The organism is Comamonas sediminis (genome assembly GCF_041107495.1).
GTDB classification, from domain to species: Bacteria; Pseudomonadota; Gammaproteobacteria; order Burkholderiales; family Burkholderiaceae_C; genus Comamonas; species Comamonas sediminis.
Window position 1 is genome coordinate 374658 of sequence record NZ_JBGBDC010000006.1, and the last position, 16474, is coordinate 391131.

The 16474-nt window shown below is 61.2% G+C and carries 17 protein-coding genes and 1 tRNA gene; 10 read left to right on the forward strand and 8 right to left on the reverse strand.

Features of this window, described 5'->3' with window-relative positions:
* From AB7A72_RS15860 to AB7A72_RS15895, 8 genes are all read left to right on the forward strand, one after another.
* Entirely contained in the window at positions 1-2061 is a 2061-nt protein-coding gene (locus AB7A72_RS15860) for a replication endonuclease (RefSeq protein WP_369460520.1), read from the forward strand.
* A complete protein-coding gene (locus AB7A72_RS15865; protein WP_369460521.1) occupies positions 2052-2342 on the forward strand; it encodes a hypothetical protein in 291 nt (96 codons plus the stop codon). The genes AB7A72_RS15860 and AB7A72_RS15865 overlap by 10 nt, the downstream gene beginning before the upstream one ends.
* A complete protein-coding gene (locus tag AB7A72_RS15870) occupies positions 2339-2554 on the forward strand; it encodes a hypothetical protein (RefSeq protein WP_369460522.1) in 216 nt (71 codons plus the stop codon). The genes AB7A72_RS15865 and AB7A72_RS15870 overlap by 4 nt, the downstream gene beginning before the upstream one ends.
* A gap of 4 nt (positions 2555-2558) precedes the next feature.
* Positions 2559-3731, forward strand: coding sequence for a DNA cytosine methyltransferase (locus tag AB7A72_RS15875; RefSeq protein WP_369460523.1), 1173 nt, complete (start codon positions 2559-2561; stop codon positions 3729-3731).
* Positions 3732-3751: 20 nt separating this feature from the next.
* Positions 3752-3958, forward strand: a complete 207-nt coding sequence (locus AB7A72_RS15880; protein ID WP_369460524.1) for a hypothetical protein — start codon at positions 3752-3754, stop codon at positions 3956-3958.
* Between the two features lie 38 nt (positions 3959-3996).
* The gene (locus tag AB7A72_RS15885; protein ID WP_369460525.1) at positions 3997-4452 is read left to right on the forward strand and encodes a hypothetical protein; all 456 of its coding nucleotides are present in this window, start codon (positions 3997-3999) and stop codon (positions 4450-4452) included.
* Positions 4453-4547: 95 nt separating this feature from the next.
* Positions 4548-4826 (forward strand): DUF4224 domain-containing protein, encoded by a 279-nt coding sequence (locus AB7A72_RS15890; protein ID WP_369460526.1) that lies wholly within the window; start codon positions 4548-4550, stop codon positions 4824-4826.
* Between the two features lie 3 nt (positions 4827-4829).
* Complete coding sequence (locus AB7A72_RS15895) at positions 4830-5897, forward strand: tyrosine-type recombinase/integrase (RefSeq protein ID WP_369460527.1); 1068 nt, start codon at positions 4830-4832, stop codon at positions 5895-5897.
* Between the two features lie 22 nt (positions 5898-5919).
* Here AB7A72_RS15895 and AB7A72_RS15900 read toward each other — a convergent pair whose 3' ends face one another.
* The 6 genes from AB7A72_RS15900 to AB7A72_RS15925 form a co-directional block, all read right to left on the reverse strand.
* Complete coding sequence (locus AB7A72_RS15900; protein WP_369460528.1) at positions 5920-6537, reverse strand: hypothetical protein; 618 nt, start codon at positions 6535-6537, stop codon at positions 5920-5922.
* A 65-nt stretch (positions 6538-6602) separates the two neighbouring features.
* Positions 6603-6692, reverse strand: a tRNA-Ser gene (locus AB7A72_RS15905).
* A 202-nt stretch (positions 6693-6894) separates the two neighbouring features.
* Entirely contained in the window at positions 6895-8553 is a 1659-nt protein-coding gene (locus tag AB7A72_RS15910) for a Na/Pi cotransporter family protein (protein WP_369460529.1), read from the reverse strand.
* A gap of 200 nt (positions 8554-8753) precedes the next feature.
* Positions 8754-9272, reverse strand: a complete 519-nt coding sequence (gene lspA / locus AB7A72_RS15915; protein ID WP_239810885.1) for a signal peptidase II — start codon at positions 9270-9272, stop codon at positions 8754-8756.
* Positions 9272-12127: an isoleucine--tRNA ligase gene (ileS, locus tag AB7A72_RS15920; protein ID WP_369460530.1), complete on the reverse strand. Its 2856-nt coding sequence runs from the start codon at positions 12125-12127 to the stop codon at positions 9272-9274. The genes lspA and ileS overlap by 1 nt, the downstream gene beginning before the upstream one ends.
* Positions 12128-12277: 150 nt before the next feature.
* A complete protein-coding gene (locus tag AB7A72_RS15925; protein ID WP_239810887.1) occupies positions 12278-13318 on the reverse strand; it encodes a bifunctional riboflavin kinase/FAD synthetase in 1041 nt (346 codons plus the stop codon).
* Positions 13319-13520: 202 nt separating this feature from the next.
* Between AB7A72_RS15925 and AB7A72_RS15930 the strand changes: the two genes are divergently transcribed.
* Positions 13521-14078 (forward strand): HNH endonuclease, encoded by a 558-nt coding sequence (locus AB7A72_RS15930; RefSeq protein ID WP_239810888.1) that lies wholly within the window; start codon positions 13521-13523, stop codon positions 14076-14078.
* A gap of 88 nt (positions 14079-14166) precedes the next feature.
* Here AB7A72_RS15930 and AB7A72_RS15935 read toward each other — a convergent pair whose 3' ends face one another.
* Entirely contained in the window at positions 14167-15486 is a 1320-nt protein-coding gene (locus AB7A72_RS15935; protein WP_369460531.1) for a methyltransferase, read from the reverse strand.
* 120 nt (positions 15487-15606) lie between these two features.
* Here AB7A72_RS15935 and purN point away from each other — a divergent pair, with 120 nt between their 5' ends.
* Positions 15607-16188, forward strand: coding sequence for a phosphoribosylglycinamide formyltransferase (gene purN, locus AB7A72_RS15940; protein WP_369460532.1), 582 nt, complete (start codon positions 15607-15609; stop codon positions 16186-16188).
* Positions 16189-16204: 16 nt separating this feature from the next.
* Here purN and AB7A72_RS15945 read toward each other — a convergent pair whose 3' ends face one another.
* Positions 16205-16450, reverse strand: coding sequence for a DUF1653 domain-containing protein (locus AB7A72_RS15945; RefSeq protein WP_312529598.1), 246 nt, complete (start codon positions 16448-16450; stop codon positions 16205-16207).
* Positions 16451-16474: the final 24 nt, after the last annotated feature.

The window sequence follows — 16474 nt, forward strand, 5'->3', positions numbered from 1 at the left end:
ATGGTCGGCCGCATACCCCGTCAAGAGCCCAAGCGCGATAGCGTGCATGAGTGGTTGCAAAACCGCCCAACCCACGCGCTCGCAGACTCCCACTTGGAGCGGATCGTTGAATCTGCGCCAGTCGAGTGGCAGGACGCATTGCGCAAGCGATATGCCTATGTGGAACTGACACCGAAAAACGACCCCAAGGGCCAGGCCGACAAATCCATCCGGTTGATCAAGCGCGGCACCGTGGCCTATGACAAGTGGGAGCTGCAGCAGGCGCCTGAGAGCTTCCGCGCCTGGGATCGCATGCAAGCCATGGCCGACTTTGAAGACAAGTTTGGCGCCGCGCTGCGTTTTAACCTGAGCGACGAAGAGATCCGCGACTGGGCCAATAAGCTGGTGTTTGATGTGGAGGAGCTGGACGCATGGGCCACTGTTGCTGGTGTTCCGCTGCATGCCCGTGTTGACATGGTGCGCAAAATCGCGCGTGTGATCGGCATCACTGAAGAACAGCCCATCAAAGGAGAGCCAGCAATCAAGCGGGCCAAAGACCCAAAGTGGTGGCGCCGGCGCTTGCGCAGCCACGTTGCCCGCGTGGTGGAGGCTGGTTTTATCAGCATGGGCCAGGTGCATTTGCGTGAAGGCAAATATGTCAGTAACGCTGGCATGACTCGCCGCCGCCAGCAGGTGGCGCGCAACGCCGCTACGCTGCAGCAAACGCTGTTCACCAACGAAGCGGGCCAGGTTTACAACCTGGGTGAACTGGCGGCCCTGGGCACCAGCAATCCACTGGTGCGTGGCGGCGAGCTGATGACCCGTATCCGGGGCGCCGAAGAGTATGCAGACCAGCGGGCGCATGTGGGCTTATTTGTCACCTTGACGGCCCCCAGCCGCTTCCATCCCATCACGGTGGGCGGTGGAACACCCGTGCGCAATAAGAATTACAAGGGCGCAACGCCACGCGATGCGCAGTTGTGGCTACGTGACAAGTGGACAAAAACTCGCGCAAGCCTGAACCGCCAAGACGTGCGCCCCTACGGCCTACGTGTTGCAGAGCCCCACCACGATGGCACCCCACACTGGCACGCTCTGTTCTGGGTGGAGACGGAAGCCCAAGCGGAGCTGTTGGAAGAGACCATTCGGCATTACTGGCTGAGCGATGGCGGTGACGAACCCGGCGCCAAGCAGAACCGCGTCAACATCAAGCGCATGGTGTCGGGTGGTGCTGCGGGCTATGTGGCTAAGTACATATCGAAATCTGTTGGCCACCATGCGCTGGCCGAGCATTACGACTTGGTGGACGGTGAGCTGATCGAAATGCGAATGACAGCCCCCGCACCTGATGGCCAGGCCGTGCAAGCCGCCATCAGCGATATCGCCAAGCCTGAGAAGAAGGCCAAGCCGGAGATCGTCAACGGCCATTTGCGCGTTGATGCCTGGGCCGCTACGTGGGGCATCCGCCAGTTCCAAACCATTGGCATGCCATCGGTCACCGTGTGGCGTGAGCTGCGCCGGGTGACGCATGACCAACTGGAGCTGTTTGACTGTGAGGGCGACAGCAAAACCGTGCAGGCCTATCGCGCCTGTCATCGCCAAGGCGAGATAAAAGCCAACTGGTGCGAATTCATGGAAGCCATGGGCGGCCATGCACGCAAGCGCACCGATTGGCACCTGGCCCCCGTGCGCCGCCATGTAGAAGAGGGCGCCGCTAACAAATACGGCGAGGAACTGAAATGCGGGCGCCTGATTGGTTTGACGCCCCAGCGTGGGCGCATGTGTGGCCGATACCTCGTGAGCCGTCGCATTGCGTGGAAGCCATTTGTTCAAACCGCCGAATCGGCTGCAGCTGCTGCAGTGGACGGCCCAAATTTTGAGCATGAAGAAGGCCAAGCGCAGGGCGTGGGTGCAGCCGCGTCCCGGCAGGCTCTGCCTGCCGCTTGGACTCGTTTCAATAACTGTACGGCCCGCCTGGATGCGACCCAAAACACCGAGTTGCTGACCACCAGATTGCAGGAATTGGGCAGCTTAGAGGCCGCTATCGAGGCCGTCGAGTTTGAGGAGGGCGCATGGCTATGACCAAAACCACAGCCCAGATCAACGCCGCAGCCCCCCAGCCGGGCCGCCGCGTGCGCGAAATCAGCCCGCTGCTGCAGCAGGCCCTGGATGCAGGCCGCCGAGTGTGCGACGACATGCTAGACGGCCCCGAGGCCCGCCAGGCGATGAAGCGCGAGATCCTGGAATTTGCAGATATGGGCGATCGCTTCCTTCTTGGGCTGATCGCCGGCCTGACCCATCCCCGCCTAAAGCGTACCGACTTTTCCACCACCACCCAGCAACCAAAGGAGTACGTGCCATGAACGCAAAACGCACCGAGCCCCGCACCCACACCTACCAGCGTAAGCCTGGCACCTATGTGGGCTCCGGCCACGACGCCAGCCACCTGGCCGCAGTGTTTGCGGCCGAGCGCGCGCGCCTGGCCACCGACGCCGCCAAGGCCAAGCGCCGCCGCAAGCCCAAAGCGGAGCCACTTCCAGAAGAGAACCCGAACCAGCTGCGGCTGGTGGGCTGAGTCCATGTTGGTCAAGCCCGCCTACTACAACGAAATCGACAAGTTTGCTGCGCAGACGCTGCGCAATCTCATCGCTGCGGGCCACATCGCCCCGGGTGATGTTGACGAAAGGAGCATTGAAGATGTTCACCCCAACGACCTCAAGCCATACACCCAGTGCCACTTCTTCGCAGGCGTTGGTGTTTGGTCCTACGCCCTGCGCGCCGCAGGCTGGCCAGATGACCGACCTGTTTGGACCGGTTCCTGTCCTTGCCAACCTTTCAGCCAGGCAGGCCAAGGCTCTGCGTTTGATGACGAGCGGCACTTGTGGCCAGCCTTCCACCACCTCATCCGCGAGCGCCGCCCTGCAGCAATCTATGGCGAGCAGGTTGCGAGCAAAGATGCAGACCCTTGGCTCGACCTTGTACACACTGACATGGAAGCCCTGGGTTATGCCTTCGGGGCGGTTGCGTTCCCGTCTGCGGGCGTCGGTGCGCCGCACATCCGCGACCGAACCTACTGGCTCGCAGTGCGTGGAACTGGGCGGCGTGTGGGTGCCGGTGGAGCTTCTGAAATCGTGTCCGACGCCAGCGGCACGAGATTTCCGAACGTCCAACTTAAAGCCGTTTTCAGAGAGGGGCGGCGGCAAGAAGGGCGAGCAGCTGAACAACGCGGTAGTTCACCTGTTGTCGGGCTGGCCAACAACTACCAGCACAGATGCGCTTCGTTGTCCCTCGATCGAGGCCACGACCAAAAACATCACGTTGAACCATGCAGCCAATCTGGCGGGCTGGCCGACACCGCAGACAAGCGACAGCACGGGCGGCGGCCAAGCCAAGCGAGCGATGGGGGAAACGCGGCACGGCTCCAACCTGAACGACTTCGCAATGCTGGCGGGATGGACAACGCCGAGCGCCTCGGACTCGACCAGATCGGGAACGGGGATCACCGAGGGAATGACGGGCAGCTCCCTGGCCCAGCAATGCAAGGAAGCGCAGGGCCCGGCCCGGTTAACGGCCTCTGGCGAGCTGCTGATTGGCTCCTGTGCCGGGATGGAAAGTGGCGGCCAGTTGAACCCGGCACATTCCCGCTGGCTCATGGGGCTGCCGCCCGAGTGGGACGCCTGCGCGCCTACGGCAACGCCATCAACGCCAAAGCCGCGCAAACCTTCATCGAAGCCACGCAAGACCTGATCTGACCACCACCGAAAGAACAACCATGATCCAAGCAACAAACATCCAGCCCATGCGCAGCTACCGCGCATTCGTCTATCCCGTCACGGCCAGCACCTGGGACTTGGAGGGCGAGGAGGGCAGCAAGCTGCTGCAGTCTGTCCAGCTCAAGGCCGCCAGCTGCGAAGACGCCGAGGAAAAGGCCAAGTGGGTGACCGGCATGAATGTCTATACCGTTGAGCGCAAGGACTAAGTTCCATGACGCATAAATCGCCAAACCACAGCCGCGCAATGAAACGCGGCCTCTACCGCAAGGCGGCGCCCATGATGGCGCTGATGGTGCGCAAGAGCATGGAGGCCGAATACACCAGCGTGGGGCTGCACTGTGTGCAGGCCGATCACCAGTCAAACCAGACCGAGCTGCTAGCCCGTCTGGCCTACCTGCTTGGGATGGGAGCAGAGATTGCGCGAGCCATTCCGGTGGCCGGCGACAACCGGCCAGGCCTGCACCAGGCGCTGGCCACCGTGGTGGGAATGGCGGTGGACGGGCACCGCTGGGATTCCAGCTGGGGCGCGCAGCTTTCACTGGCGGCCGATATCAGCATTGACCTGTTTTGCAGCTACTGCAACCTGGCGCGCAGGTTTGAGCCTGGCGCGCGCCTGCTGTCACGGCATGTGATGGCTGGCACGGTGAGCGCCGATGTGATCAGACCGGTGGAATTCCCGAACGGGAATGAAATGGCCTAGGTGCTGGGCCTGGCCGCTGAATGTTCCTGTTCGGGAAGATCAGCGGTGCCAACAAATAGACAACCCATAAAAAGAGAAAGATTGCGAGGTCATAAGTGTCTGATAAAGATTCTGAATTCCTCTCGGACGACGAAGTATCCCGAGTGACGGGCTACAAACAGGCGGCACCCCAGCGCGAATGGCTCGACAACAACGGCTGGGTGTACACCGTGTCAGGCGCTGGCCGTCCGATAGTTGGGAGATGGTTTGCGCGCCTGCGCATGGCCGGCATGAAGGCAGTCAACATCACATTGCAGCCGGTAGAGATGGGGATGCAACCTGTTATGGCGAACGTGCAATCGGCTGCAAAACCCAACTTTTCCGCGCTGGATTAAGCTATGCAGATGCGTCCAAAGACTGTCAACCGAGATTTGCCGCCGCGAATGCTGCGCCGTACCCGCACGCTCAAGAGCGGCAAAGTGTGGGAATCGTTCTATTACAACGGCAAGGATGCCAGCGGGCGCCGAGTGGAAATTGCGCTCGGGCCCGACCTTAACGAGGCCAAGCGCAAATGGGCAGAACTGGAATGCAGAAGCGCGCCAGTTGAAACCGGTTTGATGCGTTTCGTCTTTGACCGCTACCTGCGCGAGATACTGCCAACAAAGGCACCCAAGACCCAGGCGGACTACCGTGGCAGCATCGATATGCTGCGGAAGGTCTTTGATGATGTGCCTGTCGATGCCATCAGCCCGCAGCACATCGCCATCTATCGGGACAAGCGTAGTCAAAAGGCAGCAGTGCGTGCCAACCGCGAAATATCAGTGTTTTCTACGCTGTGGAACATGGCGCGCGAATGGGGATACACGGAGAAGGAAAACCCAGCCAAGGGTGTTCGCAAGAACAAAGAAACGCCCCGTTCCTATTACGCGGCATCAGATGTTTGGAGTGCGGTATACGCCCAGGCGCCGGAAGAGCTGCAGGACGCAATGGACATCAACTATTTGACCGGCCAGCGACCCGCCGATGTGCTGAAAATGCGCGTGTCCGATATCCGCGATGGAGCGCTTGAAGTCACCCAGAACAAAACCTCCAAGAAGCTGCGCATCCTGTTGGAGGTGGCCGGCGTGCCAACAGAGTTGGGCAATGTGATTGAGCGAATCAAGAGGCGACCACGTAAAGTGGCGGGTCTTTCGCTGATTGCAACGCCTGCTGGATCAGCTTTGAACCGCTGGACACTGCGGACCCGGTTTGATGAGGCCCGTTCCACCGCAGCAGGTTTGGCAGAAGCGGCAGGACACTTGGAACTGGCTTCGCGCATACGAGAGTTCCAATTTCGGGACATTAGGCCAAAGGCAGCTTCTGAAACTGATCTTGACCACGCTAGTCAGCTGCTAGGCCATTCTAAACAAGAAATAACGCGCAAGGTCTATAGAAGAGTCGGCGAGACAGTTAAGCCCACTAAATAAAAATAAACCATCGCTCAAACTATTACATATCATCAAAGGATTTTTTATCTCTGATTTCGATGCTGTTGGCTCTGGCAAGTAATTCATCTTCATGTGCAGCGATAAATATTTTACCTTGAGCGGTTAAGTAATATCTAACTTCGATGTCGCCAATATTGGCGGACTGCATAACAAATCCTTTATCCATCAGATGAAGAAATGCCGCTTCGATCTGTGCTACGGATTCATTGACGAGATCAGCAACTTTTTTGGGGATGAGAAATGCTGAAGAACCCTGAGCTTCCATAGTCATCATGAAGCCAAATAGAACTGTTATCTCTTTGTTGGAAAGTTGATCCAAAGACGTTATCTTGACATTCGGAGCAACAATTTCTGAAACGGGTTTTTTGAAATATTCCAATAATGAAGTAACAACGATCCATATTAATATTACAAATATTAATAGGCATAGCCATCGTGGAACATTCCAGCCGCCATTTATCCAATTCCAAAAAGCTGGAAAGATCGTAAATAGTGGATCATTTGGGTGTGTATCAAAATGAGCAGAAATTGCTACCCAAGCGGCCGGAATAGAAATCAGCAAAAGAATTGTTGCTAACACCCGGCCTACTGTCTTATGAATTAGCTTGAAAATACTCATAAATAATAGAATACCGTTGCTTGCCGAAATCGAAAAAAAGCGCCATCAAGGCGCTTTCGTATGTTTGGCGGAGGCGGTGAGATTCGAACTCACGGACGGCTTACACCGTCGCGGGTTTTCAAGACCCGTGCATTAAACCACTCTGCCACGCCTCCAAACTGACCACAGTTGCGGAAATCATTTCCGTAAGATGCGGAAACGATCCTAAAAAATTCTTGCCAATCAATAGCTTAAAAACGCTTGCACCGGCTTTCAAGACCGGTGCAATCGACCACTCTGCCAAACTTCCTGGAGGCTGCTGGGCGGAGTGCTCGCCTGGCAGCATCAGGGATTGTATGCGAATTCCGGCCCGCCGCCTCAGTGGCGGGCGGGTTCGGGATCGTCCTTGAGGCGGCTGTGGGCCAGCGCGCCGGCCGCTTCCAGAATCGGGTAGGCGACCGAGCACAGCAGCGAGTTGATGCGCTTGAGGTCACTGATCAGGTCGATGTGCAGCGAGCTGGTCTCGATGCTGGGGACGGTGTTGTGCGACAGGCGCTCCAGATGCGAGGCGGAATAGGCCAGTTCCAGGTCGCGGAAGCGCGCCTTTTCTTCCAGCAGCTTTTGTGCATCACGCACATTGCCCGAGAGGAACACGCTCATCGCCAGGCGCAGGTTGTCCAGCAGGTGCGAATGCAGCTCGTTGATCTCTTCCATGCCCTGCTTGCTGAACTGGCGGCGCTTCTTGATCTTCTTGTTTTCCACATCGGTGAGCACGCGCTCGATGATGTCGCCGATCTGCTCCATGTTGATGGTGAAGTTGATCACTTCAGTCCAGCGCTGGCTCTCGCGTTCGTCCAGTTCGGCGCGCGAGATCTTGGTCATGTAGTACTTGATGGCCGAGTACAGCTCATCGACCGTATCGTCGAGCTTGCGCAGGTCCTGTGACAACTGCTGGTTGTCGGTCTGCACCACGTTGTGCAGGCCGATCAGCATCGACTCGACCACATCGGCCTGGTGCAGCGCTTCACGTGCGGCGCAGGAGATGGCCAGCGACGGGGTGGACAGCGCAGAGGCATCGAGGTGGCGCGGGCGCTGGGGGCCCTTGTTCGCCTCTTCCTTGGGCAGCAGCTTGCGCATCCAGTCGCCGATCACGCCGGTGAACCAGATGAAGCCCAGTGTGTTGAGGATGTTGAAGGCCAGGTGGAACAGCACCGCCGAGCGGCCCGCATCGTTGATGAAGGGCATCGCATAGGTGGACCACAGACCGACGAAGGGCGCGACGATGGCGACGCCCATGATCTTGAAGACCAGGTTACCGATGGTGACCTGGCGCACTTCGATGCTGGATTTGGCCGTTTGCAGCACGGCCAGCACACCGCTGCCCAGGTTGGCGCCCAGCACCAGGCCCAAGGCCATGTCGCCGGTGATGGCGCCCGATGCGGCCATGGCCGCAATCAGCAGCACGATGGCCAGGCTGGAATAGGCGATGACGGCCAGGATGGCGCCCAGCAGCAGCTCCATGAAGAAGTCGCTCTTGACGCTGACCAGCAAGGTGCGCACGGCCTCCGATGCAAGCAGCGGCTCGGTGGCCTCGACGATCAGGCGCAGCGCCAGCAGCATCAGGCCCAGGCCGATGAAGACGCGGCCCACGCGCCCGGGCGTGGAATCCTGCTTGGAGATGAACAGCACGACCCCGGAGAAGATCAGCAGCGGCGACAACCAGGACAGGTCGGTCGAGAACAGCACCGCCATCAAGGCGGTGCCGACGTCGGCACCACGCATGACCGACAGCGCGGCCGTAAGCGGTATCAGGCCCTGGCCGACGAAGGAGGCGGTCATCAGGGAGGTGGCACTGCTGGACTGGACGAGGGCCGTCACCCCGATGCCCGAGAGCATCGCGGTAAAACGGTTGCTCATACTGCGCGCCAGCAGGTTGCGAAGGTTGGCGCCAAAGACGCGCAGCACCCCTGTGCGCACCATATGAGAGCCCCAAACCAGCAGCGCAATGGCGGCAAGAAGATTGAGCAAGTGTTTCATAAGGCGAACCGGACACTATACCCCTGATAAGCGCGCCGCGCTGTAGGGCGAATGCCATTGTGTCTCTTTTTATGCAGGCCAGCGGTGTTTGGCCCCTGGCCGCGCTGCCCTGGTGGCGTGTGGACCACCGAAAAAAACACCGCCGTCGCGGAGCGAGGGCGGTGTTTGCGTGTTGCCTATCGAGGCGTTGAATTGCCTGATCAGCTTTTTTCGCCCCGGCGCATGCGCAGCAGCTCATCCAGGATCAGCAGAAACGCGCCCAGGCAAATGGCCGAGTCGGCCAGGTTGAAGGCCGGGAAATGGCTGCCCATCCAGTGGAAGTCGAGCATGTCGACCACATAGCCGTGGCGCATGCGGTCCACCACATTGCCGATGGCGCCGCCCATGATGCAGGTGAGCGCCAGGCAGAACAGGGTTTTGTGGCTATGGCGGTAGAGCTGCCAGACGATGACTGCCGTCACGACGACCCCAATCCCAGTGAACAGCCAGCGCTGCCAGCCGCCGGCGCTGGCCAGGAAGGAGAAGGCCGCGCCAGGGTTGTGGGCCCGGACGATGTTGAAAAAGCCGGTAATGGTCGTGTATTCGCCCAGCTGGTAGTGGGCCAGGATCCATTCCTTGCTCCACTGGTCCAGCCAGAAGATCACCGCAGCAATCACCAGCCACAGCACAAACCGGCCTTTGCCGGCGCTGCCCACGGCAGCGGGGGCGGCGGCGTTCATCAGGCCATCCGGCGGGTTTCACCCGCGCCATAAAGATTGCTGTCGCAGCGGCCGCACAAGGTGGGGTGGGCAGGGTTGTGGCCCACATCGTCGCGGTAGTGCCAGCAGCGCTCGCACTTGGCCTTGTCCGATGGGTTGACGGCCACGCTCAGCGCATCACCGGCGGCCACCGTGGCGGCCGAGGTGATCAGCACAAACTTCAGGTCGTCGGCCAGGGTCTGCAGCAGCGCCAGGTCTTCAGGCTGGGCGCTGATGGCCACCTCGGCCTGCAGCGATGCCCCCACCTTGCCATCGGCCCGCAGGGTTTCGATGTCCTTGTTGACCACATCGCGGATCTCGCGGATGCGGGCCCACTTGGCCAGCAGGGCTTCGTCGCCAGCGGGCAGGTCGCAGAATTTCTCCAGGAAGATGGTTTCGCTGTTGCCGACGATCTTCCAGGCCTCTTCGGCGGTGAAGGACAGGAAAGGCGCCATCCAGCGCAGCATCGCCTGGGTGATCTGGTGCAGCGCGGTCTGGGCCGAGCGGCGTGCCAGGCTGCCTTCGGCGCTGGTGTAGAGGCGGTCCTTGAGGACATCCAGGTAGAAGCCACCCAGGTCCTCAGAGCAGAACAGCTGCAGCTTGGCCACCACCGGGTGGAACTCGTAGACCTTGTAGTGCGCCAGCAGCTCTGCCTGGAACTGCGCCGAGCGTGCCAGCGCCCAGCGGTCGATCTCCAGCATGTCCTCGTAGGCGACCGCATCCTTAGCCAGGTCGAAGTCGCTGATGTTGGCTATCAGAAAACGCAGGGTATTGCGGATGCGGCGGTAGGCGTCTACCACGCGGGCGAGGATCTTGTCGTCGATGCCCAGGTCGCCCGAGTAGTCGGTCGAAGCCACCCACAGGCGGATGATCTCGGCGCCCATCTTGCCGCTCACATCCTGCGGCGCGACGGTGTTGCCCAGCGATTTGGACATCTTCTTGCCCTGGCCGTCGACGGTGAAGCCGTGGGTCAGCAACCCCTTGTAGGGCGCGCGGCCAAAGATGGCCGAGGCCAGCAGCAGGGAGCTGTGGAACCAGCCCCGGTGCTGGTCATGGCCTTCGAGGTACAGGTCGGCCTCAGGGCCGCTGTCGTGGTGGTGCTCGGCGTGGGTGCCGCGCAGCACATGCCAGAAAGTCGAGCCCGAATCGAACCAGACTTCCAGGATGTCGGTGCTCTTCGTGTAGAGCTTGGCTTCTTCGGCACCCAGGATCTCTTCGCTGGTCACACGGCTCCAGGCCTCGATGCCGCCCTTTTCGACGATCTCGACCGCCTGGTCCAGGATCTCCATCGTGCGCGGGTGCAGCGCGCCCGTGTCCACATGCAGGAAGAAGGGGATGGGCACACCCCAGCTGCGCTGGCGCGAAATGCACCAGTCCGGACGGCCGGCGATCATCGCGCGCAGGCGCTCCTGGCCGTTTTCCGGGTAGAAGCTGGTGTGCTCGATCGCGTCCAGCGCGATCTGGCGCAGAGTCTGTGCCGGCTTTTGGGCCGGGTCGGTGAACACGCCTTCGCCTTCGTCCATGCGGATGAACCACTGGGCGGCGGCGCGGTAGATCACCGGCGTCTTGTGGCGCCAGCAATGCGGGTAGCTGTGGGTGATGGTCTTGGTGTCCATCAGGCGGCCGGCGACCTTGAGCGCGTCCAGGATGACCGGCACAGCCTTCCAGATATGTTGGCCACCGAACAGCGGCAGCTCGGGCGCATAGACGCCGTTGCCCTGCACCGGGTTGAGAATGTCCTTGTAGTCCATTCCATTGCTGACGCAGGAGTTGAAGTCATCCAGACCGTAGGCGGGCGCCGAGTGCACGATACCGGTACCGTCGTCGGCCGTCGCATAGTCGGCCAGGTAGACGGGCGAAATGCGGTCATAGCCCTTGTCCACATGGGCCAGCGGGTGTTTGAAGGGCATGTGGTCCAGCACCTTGCCGGGCGCCGATGCGATCACCTTGCCGTCGATCCCCCAGCGCTCCATGCACTTGTCCACCAGCGCGCTGGCCAGCACCAGCAGGCCGCGCCCGGTATCGACCAGGCTGTATTCCAGATCGGGGTTGACGTTCAGGGCCTGGTTGGCCGGGATGGTCCAGGCGGTGGTCGTCCAGATGACGATGAAGGCTTCCTTGTCCAGCTTGGCCAGGCCGAAGGCGGCCGCCAGCCGGGCCGGGTCGGCCGCCGGGAACATCACATCCAGGGTCTGGCTTTGCTTGTCGGCGTATTCGATTTCGAACTCGGCCAGCGACGAGGCGCAGTCAAAGCACCAGTAGACCGGCTTCAGGCCCCGGTAGACAAAGCCACGCTCCATGACCTTCTTGAGTGCGCGCAGCTCGCCCGCCTCATTGGCATAGTTCATGGTCTTGTAGGGGTGGTCCCAGTCGCCCAGCACGCCCAGGCGCTTGAAATCCGCCATCTGCTGGCCGATCTGCTCGGTGGCGAAGGCGCGGCTCTTGGCCTGCATCTCGTCGCGGGGCAGGTTGCGGCCATGGAGCTTTTCGATCGCGTTCTCGATCGGCAGGCCGTGACAGTCCCAGCCAGGCGCGTACAGCGCGTCATAGCCTTCCAGTTGGCGGCTCTTGACGATCATGTCCTTCAAGATCTTGTTGACGGCGTGGCCGATGTGGATCTTGCCGTTGGCGTAGGGCGGGCCATCGTGCAGGATGAATTTGGGCGCGCCGCTGCGGGCAGCACGCAGACGCTTGTAGATACCCTTGTCCTCCCATTCCTGCACCCAGGCCGGTTCGCGCTTGGGCAGATCGCCCCGCATCGGAAACGGGGTGTCGGGCATGTTCAAGGTGGCGCGGTACGCAGAGGCCTTTTCTGCGGGAGACGATTTGTCGGACATAAATACCTTCAAAGCAAAACATGGTCCTGATCCGGGCGGGGTGATCATGCCGGTCAGTGGAAAAATGTATAGCGCAGAAGCGTTGTCTGACGTGCACGGGCGTGCAGGCGACGGCTGACTTCTGCGCGGCACGGCGCAGTCAGGTCAGCGTCAAATTCGGTCGCGCGTGGTCTGGCGACGGGTTTCGGCGTGGCTGGCCGTATGAAAGAAGGCACGGGCATCCGCGCAGTCCTTGGCAATCCCTGTGGTCAGGGCGTCCAGACTGTCGTATTTGAGCTCGTCGTGCAGTTTGTGTAGGAGTTCCACTCGGATGATTTTACCGTATGCCCCGTCACCACCCAGTTCGGCGGGCCATTGCAGGCAATGGGTCTCCAGCAGCACGCGGCCACCATTGACGTCATTGGGGTCCAGCGAGGGGCGCACGCCCAGATTGGCCACGCCGGGCAGCGGCTCTGCCGACAGGCCGTGCACCAGCACGACAAAAATGCCGCTGGCCGCCGGTTTCCAGTGGTCAAAACGCAGGTTCAACGTGCGAAAGCCATCGCCTGCGCCCGCGCGGCTTTCGGCCAATTGGCGGCCGAGCTTGCGGCCATGCACCACATGGCCGGATATCGCATAGGGGTAGCCCAGCAACTTGGCCGCCGCCGGCATGTCGCCCTGGCTGAGCGCATGGCGCACCGCCGTGCTGGACACGCGCAGGCCATCGGATTCGTAGCTGTTCATTCTTGCTACATCGAAGCCCTGCTTGCGGCCGGCGTCGACCAGCTTGGCGTAGTCGCCCGCGCGCTGGTGGCCGAAACGGAAGTCGTCGCCCACCAACAGGTAGCCCGTGCCCAGCCCTTGAAGCAGCACATCGTCGATGAAGGCCTGCGGGGCCTGCGCCGCCAGGCGTGCATTGAAGGGCAGCACAATCGTCTGGTCGATGCCGCATTGGGCCAGCTGGTCGAGCTTGTCGCGCAACGTGGAGATGCGGGCGGGCGCCAGATCGGGCTTGTGCAGCAGCTGGGCAAAATAGTCGCGCGGATGGGGCTCGAAGGTGAGTGCGCAACTGGCCAGACCCCGGCGCTGCGCTTCGCTGCGCAGCAGCGCCAGCATGGCCTGGTGGCCCCGGTGCACCCCATCAAAATTGCCGATGGTCAGCGCGCAATGCCTGGTGACCTCGGGGTGGTCAAGTCCTCTGAAGATCTTCATCTTTGCTTTGTTTTTTGTAGCGGCTTGCGCTTTCGATCCGAGCGCTGGTGTGCAATTTCACGATAAAAGTGTATATTGGCCATTATGACTTGGTGCCCGGGTCTGCGTGCGGCATGTGCGTGGGCAGTGGCATTTTTCGTGGCCAGGCGCCGCGCGGGTCAACGGTATTTCGGTTCAATTCCCAATGCGCAGGAGGCCCATTGTGAAGGTGTTGAAGTTATCGGCAAGTGGCGTTCCGCAATCCTGGATCAGTCTGCAGGAGGCGGTGACGCACTACGCAGCAGGCGATGTGCGCTGGGAGGCGGGCTCAAGTGTGGCCTGCTTCCGTGGCGGCCACAACGCCATCACCGGCCTGCAGTCGCGCATTGAGGTCGCCAGCATCATTGGCACACGTGGCAAGCCCGGCATTGACCCCTTTGCGATGCGCATGACGCTCACCAACAGCAAGCTGTTTGGCCGGGACCGCCATATCTGCGCCTACTGCGGCGAGCATTTCGACGAAGAACATCTGACGCGTGAGCACGTGATCCCGGTGTCCCAGAAGGGGCCCGATACCTGGATGAATGTGGTGACGGCCTGCGCCTCGTGCAACCACCACAAGGCTGGCCGCACGCCCGAGCAGGCGCATATGCCGCTGCTCTATGCGCCTTACACGCCCAGCCTCTGGGAGGATTTCATCCTGCGCAACCGGCGCATTCTGACGGACCAGATGGAGTTTCTGATGGCCCATGTGCCCAAGAGTTCGAGGTTGACAGCCTGACGGCCGCCTTCGATGACAGCAGCAAAAAGGCCTTGTCGCAAGACAAGGCCTTTTTCTTTCTGGTCAGTGCTCTGGGCGCCGCTGCCTATCAGGCTTGCTTGGGCTTGTAGGCGGTGACCACAAAGCCGTCCACGGCCTGACCGGCTTCCATGCGCAGTTCTACATCGCGGGTATCGACCTGCTCAAAGCCTGCCGCCTTGGCCAGGCGCACGGTGCTGCTCAGGGTATGGGTGTAGCGGCCAAAGGGTTGCAACTGGCTGTCCGGGCCGGTGACGTCGCCGTGCTCGCAGGAGAAGATCAGCACGCCGCCAGGGGTCAGCACCCGGTAGGCATCGGCCAGGGTCTGCTGCAGGTCGCCGACATAGATCAGCACGTCCAGCGCGGTGATGGCCTCGAAGGTGTTCGCCGGTGTGGCAGCCAGCGCCTCGAGCAGGTTGACCTGGTGGAACTTGTAGTAGACCTTGTGCTTGGCCGCTTGCTCCAGCATCTTGCCCGACATATCGACGCCCAGGATGTAGCCATCAATGGCGCCCAGCGTAGCGCCCAGCAGGCCGGTGCCGCAGCCCAGGTCCAGCAGGTTGAAGCGGCGGTCCGGGTAGATCTGCAGCAGCTGGTCGGCCACCTGCTTGGGCAGGCTGTAGGCCAGGTGGCGCACCATGTGCATGTCATAGACCGAGGCCATGTCATCGAACATGTGGGTGGTCAGCTCGACCGGCACATGTGCGGGCACCTGGCCCAGGGCCAGCTGGTGGTAGTACTGGTAGACCTTGTCGTCCGGCTGCAGGGCGAGCAAGGCTTCGGTATCGGGCAGGGCCTCTTGCATGGTGCCACGCGCTTGCAGCATCTGCACACGGCCGATGCGCGAGAGGTGATCGTCCGGCTGCTCGTCGATCAATGGGCCGAATACCGCCAGGGCATCGTCATACTGGCGCACCGTGCCAAGGTCTACCGCCAGATGGCGGCGCAGTGTACGGTCACCAGGAATCAATTCCAGCGCACGGCGCAGGTGGCGGATGGCCATCTCCGTATTGCCGATGCGGTGGGCGATATCGACAACGCCGGCAATCACGCGGGCATTGTTGGGCTCCAGCGCAATCACTTTTTCGGCGGCTGCCATGGCTTCGTGCTCGCGGTTGTGGCGGGCATACAGCAAGGCTTGTTCCAACAGGCCTGGCGCCCAGTCTGGCGCTAGGGTCACGCTGCGCTGCATCGCGTCGAAGGCGCCTTGGAGGTTGCCCGACTTTTCGGCCATCAGGCTGGCGAGCACGAACAGGCGTGGATCGCGTGGCGCGCGCTGCCGCGCATCATTGAGCGTTTGGGCTGCACCGGTGAGATTGCCCACGGAAATCTGGTGGCGGGCGGTTTCGAGGAATTTGCGAATCGGATCGACAGGTGCTTTTGCGCTCATGGAGTAACTGCGGGCGAGCCCGTAAACGTGGCTGTGAATTCAGTAAAGCCTTTGATTATCCGCCATTTGACGGTGCAACGTGTTTCGGGACGTTCTGCACCCTGCGATAATGCCGCCTCCATGAAAAACATCGTCATCCTGATCTCCGGCAGCGGCTCCAACATGGCGGCCATCGTGCGAACCGCGCAGCAAGAGCGCTGGCAGGAGACCTTGGGAGCGAGGGTGGCGGCGGTCATCAGCAATAAGGCCCAGGCCGGCGGCCTGCAGTTTGCGCAAGCGCAGGGCATTGCCACCGCCGTGGTGGACCACCAGGCCTATGACAGCCGCGAGAGCTTTGACGCGGCACTGGTGCAGTGCATCGACGCCCACGCGCCTTCGCTGGTAGTGCTGGCCGGGTTCATGCGCATTCTGACCCCTGGCTTTGTCTCGCACTACAGCGGCCGGCTCATCAATATCCACCCCTCGCTGCTGCCGGCCTTTGCCGGGCTGCACACCCACCAGCGCGCGATTGATGCCGGTTGCAAATTTGCCGGTTGCTCGGTGCACCAGGTCACCGCCGATCTGGATGCCGGCCCCATTCTGGAGCAGGGCCTGGTGCCCGTGTTGCCGGGCGATACGGCCGAGCTGCTGGCCGCGCGCGTGTTGGTGCAAGAGCACCAGATCTACCCCAAGGCCGTGCGCGCGCTGCTGCAGGCGCGCTGAGCGCTGCCCAACACTGTTAAATCGGGTCAGGCGTTTCGGTCTGTGGCGTATAAGCCGCAAACCGGGGCTGGCGCTGGCCGTTCACTTCCACGTCTTCGCTGAACATGGCCGCCGGCCGCACCCACCAGCCGTAATCGCCATACAGGGCCTGGTAGACCACCAGCCATTCGCGTGTCTCGCTGTGCTGCGCCAGTTGCCAGACCTGGTAGAGCCGGCCCTTGTAGTGGCGGTAGAGCCCGGGCGAAATAGCTGGTGCTGGCATAGGGTGCTGTTCCATAATCCGAAA